Raw genomic sequence first — 6,448 nt, forward strand, 5'->3', positions numbered from 1 at the left:
ATCTCGAGGAAGGCCTGGCGGTTCGGGATGCCGGTCAGGCTGTCGCAATACGCGAGACGCCGGATCTGTTCCTCGGCGCGCTTGCGCTCGCTGATGTCGCGTACGAGGCCGAGCACTTCGTCGGGCCCCGTCGCGACGAGCCGGGCCTCGACGTGCTGGGCTTCGCCGCAGCGGATCAGTTCGTATTCGACCGAACGCACCTGCCGCACGTTCAGAGCGATGCCGACCTGTTCCAGCAGGCGTTCGGCGATGTCGCGCGGCAGCACGTCGGTCACGTGGCGGCCGACGATCTGTTCTTCCACGCAGGCGTCGCGCACGCCGCGCGCCTGGCCTTCGCGCCCCGGTTCGTAATCGAGGTAGACGCCGTCGCGCGACATGCGGAAGAATGTATCGGGAATGGCGGCCAGCACGGCGCGGTTCTGGGCGTCGGCAATACGCAGGCGCACGATGGCATCGCTGGCGCGCAGCACGTACAGCACGCGGTGGCCGAGGATGGGCCAGTTGATCGGTTTCGAGACGAAGTCGGTGGCGCCGGCCTCGTAGGCATTCGTGACGGCTTCCAGGTCGTCGCCGCCCGTGACCATCACGATGGGGACTGTCGCGCCGTTCGGCAGGTCGCGGATCGCGCGGCAGGCCGCGAAGCCGTCCATCTTCGGCATCTCGACGTCGAGCAGGATCAGGTCGGGCGCGCGCGCATGCGCGAGGGCCACGGCCTGTGCGCCGTCCTCGGCCTCGATGCCGACCAGGCCGACGCTGTCCAGCATCTCGAGCATCAGCAGGCGCATCACCGGATCGTCGTCCGCGACCAGGACGACGGCCGGCGCGTTTGCACGCTGGTTGTGGTGGTGGGCTGGCATGTCAGGTTTCCTTTTCGAGGATGGCGGTAAGCGAGTGCCGGACGGCCTGGAATTCCTGTTCCATGTCGGTCAGGATCGCGTCGGCGCCTTCTGTGGTATCGGCGCGGCCCAGGTGCTCCATTTCCTTGCACAGGGCGGCGAGGGCCTCGGCGCCCACGTTGGCGCTGGCCGACTTGAGGGTGTGCGCAACGCGCCGCACGATGTCCGTGTCGAGGCCGTCGATGGCGGAGCGCAACGTGCGCAGCTGCTGCGGGGTGTCGTCGACGTAGGCGGCGATCACCTTTTGTACGAGGGCGTCGCCGCGCTCGCGCGACAGGGCGCGGATCTTGTCCAGGGCCACGCGATTGATCACGTCGCGCTGGATCACTTCCACGGACTCCGGCGGCAGCCGCGGCGGCGCGTCGTCGTGGTGCACGGTGGCCGCGAGCGGCAGGGCCATCCAGCGCCCGATCACGGCCGCGATTTCCTGCTGGCTGAACGGCTTCGACAGGTAATCGTCCATGCCGGCCGCGAGGCAGGCTTCGCGGTCGCCCTGCAGCGCATTGGCCGTGATGGCGATGACGGGCAGCACGCGGCCGCGTCCTGCCTCGCGTTCCTCGCGCCGGATCTCCGCCGTCGCGGCGAAGCCGTCCATCACGGGCATCTGGCAATCCATCAGCACCGCGTCGTAGGAATTCGTGCGGACCGCCTGCAGCGCGTCAAGGCCGTTGCGCGCGCAGTCCACCTGCAAATCGAGGCTTTCCAGCATCGCGCGCGCGACTTCGACGTTGACGGGATTGTCCTCGGCCAGCAGCACGCGCCGCGTGCGCGGGCGGCTCGCGTCCAGCTGCAGCGGGCGCGCCGGCAGGAAGCGCGGCGCCGGCGCCACCTGGCCGCGCGGCGGCGTCGCCAGGCATGCGAACAGGTCGGCCGCGCGCGCCGGCTTGATCAGCTGGTAGGCGACGCCGGCCTCGCGCCGCTGCACCGGGTCGGCAGCCAGCCGTTCGGGGCTGAGCAGCACGAGCCGCGTGGCGCGCGCGGCCGGGGCGGACTTGATCTGCGCGGCCAGCAACAGGCCGCTCGTGTGCGCCAGCTCCATGTCGAGGATCGCGGCGTCGTAAGGTTGGCCGGCGCGCGTCGCCTCGTCCAGGCGCTCCAGCGCTTCGTCCGCGCTCTCCGCCGCGTCGCACACGACGTGCCACGTGGCCAGGTGGCGTTCGAGGCCGACGCGGCTCGTCTCGCGCTCGTCGACGAGGAGCACGCGCAGGCCGTCGATCGTGTGCTGGTGGTCGCCCGGCGCGTCAGGGTCGACGCGGCGCTTGTCGAAGGCGACCGTGAACCAGAATACCGAGCCCTGGGTCCGCGCATTCTCGACGCCGATGGCGCCGCCCATCAGTTCCACGAGCTGCTTCGAGATGGCGAGGCCGAGGCCCGTGCCGCCGTACTTGCGCGTGGTGGAATCGTCGGCCTGCGAGAACGCCTCGAAGATGCGGCTGCGCGCGTCGCGCGAGATGCCGATGCCCGTATCGTGCACTTCGAAGCGCAGCATCACGGCCTGGTTGTCTTCGCTGGCGATGCGCACCCGGGCGAGGATGCGGCCCTGCTCGGTGAACTTGAGCGCGTTGCCGAGCAGGTTGGCCATGATCTGGCGCAGCCGGTTCGGATCGCCGCAGATGGCGACGGGGATGTCGTTCGCGATGTCGAAGTGCAGGGCGATGTTCTTGGCCTCGGCCTGCGGCGTGTAGACGGTGTGGATGTCGTCCAGCAGGTCCCACAGGTTGAAGTTGATGTACTCGACGGTGAGCTTGCCGGCCTCGATCTTGGAAAAATCGAGGATATCGTTGATGATCACGAGGAGGTGCTCGCCCGACTGCTGCACCAGACGCGTGTAGTTGCGCTGGGTCTCGGTGAGGTCCGTCCCCAGCAGCATCTCCGTCATGCCCAGCACGCCGTTCATCGGGGTGCGGATCTCGTGGCTCATCGTGGCGAGGAAGGCGCTCTTCGCACGGCTGGCCGCTTCCGCCGCGTTCTTCGCCTTTTCCAGCTGCTCGGTGCGCACGCTGACCTGGCGTTCCAGCTCGTCGCGGTGGTGCGTGAGCGCGGCGCCGCGGCCCTCGACCTGGGCCAGCATGTTGTTGAAGCTGTCGATCAGCACGCCCAGTTCGTCGCCGCGGTTGTGGGCGATGCGCAGCGTGTAGTTCTGGCTGGCCGAGACTTTCTGCGCCGCGTTGATCAGCTTGCCGATCGGGTCGCTGATGCTGCGCCGCAGCCGCCGTGCCAGCACGAGCGCCATCAGCATGGCGGCGGCCAGCGCGACGGCCATCACGCCCAGCGCGCGCGCGATGTCGAGCCAGACGGGCACGAGGTCGCTTTCGATCATCACCGCGCCCATAGGCGGCAGGGCGCGGCCGTCGGCGTCCGCCGGCGCGCCGAGTACGCGGTAGACGCGCAATGCCGGCAGCCATGGCCGGTTGGCGGCGCGGGCGGCGGYGGCCAGGTGTTCCGTATCCAGTCCGTCCAGCGTGTCGTCCGGACCGGCTTCGCGGCCGGACGCGTTCCACACGGCGAATGGCTGGCCCTTGCGGTCGTACAGGACGGCGGACGCGAGATGGGGACGGACCGCCAGCGCCGCCAGCAGCTGCGTGGCCAGGCGGCGATCGTTGAACTGTACGGGATCGAGGCTGGCCTGCGCGAGCACGGCCGCGAGCGCATCCAGCTCCTGCCGCTCGGCGCGGCGCTGGCCGACCACCGTCGCCACGGCAAAGGCGAGGTAGGCGACCAGCAGCGCGCTGGCGGCGGCCAGCAGACACATCGTCGTCAGTTTTCGGTTGAGGCTTGAGCGCTCGAGATTCTGCATGGGTTGGGCGGATCCGGCGGTCGGCGCTGCGAACGAACCTGTGGTACAGGCTCACCATGCAAGAAAGCAAATTCTTGCAAGAATTGACTATAGGGGAGGGCCATGGCGCGCCGTTTGTGCTGGCGCAAAGCGGCGGGGAAGGGAAAGGGCGGGAAGCGGAAGAAAGCGACGAAGTGTGCCGCTCAGGAAATGGGTTTTGGGGTGAGGAAATAGTTAGCGTATCGGGGCCTCGATAAACCGTCGCGAGCGGCCGCAGGTGCGGTCGAGAAGCGCAGCTGTACTGGCGTACAGCGAGCATCGCAGACCGCACCTGCAACGCGCAGCAGGTTTAGCGAGGTCCCCTCAACAACAGCCGCCGCGCTTGCCGTTGCCGTAACGTGCCTGCTGGCGCTCGCGGAAGAACTCCTCGTAGCTCATGACCGGCTGGTCAGGATGGTTTTTCTCCATGTGCGCCACATAGGTGTCGTATTCCGGCAGGCCGACCATCAGGCGCATGCTTTGCCCGAGGTAGCGGCCTGCCTGTGCCAGCGCGCCGAGCATCACTGCACCTCGGCCATCGCTGCGGCCGGCGCCGGCTCGAACGGCGTCTCCCTGACGCTCGGACGGGCTTCGCGGCGGGCGGCCAGTGCCGTGCGGATGCCGTACAGCAGCACGGCCACGACGACGACCATGAAGAAGCCGCACAGTGTGGCGTCGACGTAGTCGTTGAAGATGATGCGGCTCATCTGGTCGATCGACTTCGCCGGTGCCAGCACCTGGCCCTGGTCGAGCGCGGCCTGGAATTTCTTCGCGTGCGCCAGGAAGCCGACCTTGACGTTGGCGTCGAAGATCTTCAGCCAGCCGGCAGACAGGGTGCAGATCAGCAGCCAGACGGTCGGGACGATCGTGACCCAGGCGTACTGTCCGCGCTTCATCTTGAACAGTACGACGGTGCCCAGCGTGAGCGCGATACCTGCCAGCATCTGGTTGGCGATGCCGAACAGCGGCCACAGCGTGTTGATGCCGCCCAGCGGGTCGACGACGCCCTGGTACAGGAAATAGCCCCAGGCGGCGACGCACAGGCCGGTGGCGATCAGGTTCGCGGGCAGCGAGTCGGTACGCTTCAGCGACGGGACGAAGGCGCCCAGCAGGTCCTGCAGCATGAAGCGGCCGGCGCGCGTGCCGGCGTCGACGGCAGTCAGGATGAACAGTGCCTCGAACAGGATCGCGAAGTGGTACCAGAACGCCATCATCGCCTTGCCGCCGACGACGTTGGACAGGATGTGGGCCATGCCGACGGCCAGCGTGGGCGCGCCGCCGGCGCGCGAGATGATGGTGTTCTCGCCGACGTCCTTCGCCATCTGCACGAGCTGGTCGGGCGTGATCACGAAGCCCCAGTTGGAGACCGCGGCGGCGGCCGTCTGGGCGGTCGTGCCGAGCACGGCGGCCGGGCTGTTCATCGCGAAGTAGACGCCCGGGTCGATGGTCGACGCGGCGACGAGGGCCATGATGGCGACGAACGATTCCATCAGCATGCCGCCGTAGCCGATGAAGCGGGCGTGCATCTCGTTCTCGATCATCTTCGGCGTGGTACCCGACGAGATCAGTGCGTGGAAGCCGGACACGGCGCCGCAGGCGATGGTGATGAACAGGAACGGGAACAGCGTGCCGGACCAGGCCGGGCCGGTGCCGTCGATGAAGCGGGTAATCGACGGCATCTGCAGCAGCGGGGCGACGAACACGATGCCCAGCGCGAGGGCGACGATGGTGCCGATCTTGAGGAACGTCGACAGGTAGTCGCGCGGCGCCAGCAGCAGCCACACGGGGATCACGGAGGCCACGAAGCCGTAGCCGATCAGCATCCAGGTCAGCTGCGTGCCGGTGAACGTGAACATCGGGCCCCAGGTCGGCGAATCGTGCACGAACTGGCCGCCGATGATGGCGCCCATCAGCAGCACGAAGCCGATCAGCGACACTTCGCCGATGCGGCCGACGCGGATGAAGCGCGAATAGATGCCCATGAACAGCGCGATCGGGATCGTCGCCATCACGGTGAACGAACCCCACGGCGAGCCGGTCAGGGCCTTCACGACGATCAGCGCCAGCACCGCGAGGATGATGACCATGATCATGAAGGTGCCGAACAGCGCGATGACGCCGGGAATCTCGCCCATCTCGGACTTGATCAGGTCGCCCAGCGAGCGGCCGTCGCGGCGCATCGACATGAACAGCACCATGAAGTCCTGCACGGCGCCGGCGAACACGACGCCGGCCAGGATCCACAGCATGCCCGGCAGATAGCCCATCTGCGCCGCGAGCACGGGGCCGACGAGGGGACCGGCGCCGGCGATCGCGGCGAAGTGGTGGCCGAACAGCACGTAGCGGTTCGTCGGCACGTAGTCGAGGCCGTCGTTGAACTTGTATGCCGGGGTCTGGCGGCGGGCGTCGAGGCCCATCACCTTGTCGGCGATGTACAGGCTGTAGAAGCGGTATGCGATAAGATAGACGCAGACTGCGGCCATGACGACCCAGACCGCGTTGATGGATTCGCCGCGCTTGAGGGCGACGTAGGCGAGCGAGACTGCGCCCACGAGCGAAAGCGCAACCCAGCCGAGCTGGCTTGTTAGACGTTTCATTATGACTCCTCCGATGGATGCGCTGCCCGACCGGTCGATGCCGGCTTGCATGAAGTGCAGCATGTCTGCCAGTATCTTGCACGGGTCTGCGACCGACAAGCGCATGATTACGCAGCGTTCTACGTAGTCCTACGTACGAT

At 67.6% G+C, this 6,448-nt stretch carries 4 protein-coding genes; all 4 read right to left on the reverse strand.

The window, feature by feature from the left end; translation table 11 throughout:
• Positions 1 to 857 (reverse strand): two-component system response regulator (locus AC1DYX_RS25955; RefSeq protein WP_477264246.1); only part of this gene is annotated, 857 nt, incomplete at its 3' end.
• Between the two features lies 1 nt (position 858).
• Complete coding sequence (locus tag AC1DYX_RS25960) at positions 859 to 3,693, reverse strand: hybrid sensor histidine kinase/response regulator (RefSeq protein WP_477264248.1); 2,835 nt, start codon at positions 3,691 to 3,693, stop codon at positions 859 to 861.
• 342 nt (positions 3,694 to 4,035) lie between these two features.
• The gene (locus AC1DYX_RS25965; protein ID WP_477264250.1) at positions 4,036 to 4,233 is read right to left on the reverse strand and encodes a YbdD/YjiX family protein; all 198 of its coding nucleotides are present in this window, start codon (positions 4,231 to 4,233) and stop codon (positions 4,036 to 4,038) included.
• On the reverse strand, positions 4,233 to 6,308 hold the full coding sequence (locus AC1DYX_RS25970) for a carbon starvation CstA family protein (RefSeq protein ID WP_477264252.1): 2,076 nt from the start codon (positions 6,306 to 6,308) through the stop codon (positions 4,233 to 4,235). The genes AC1DYX_RS25965 and AC1DYX_RS25970 overlap by 1 nt, the downstream gene beginning before the upstream one ends.
• Between the last annotated feature and the right edge of the window lie 140 nt (positions 6,309 to 6,448).

Source organism: Massilia sp. P2_C2, assembly GCF_056404615.1.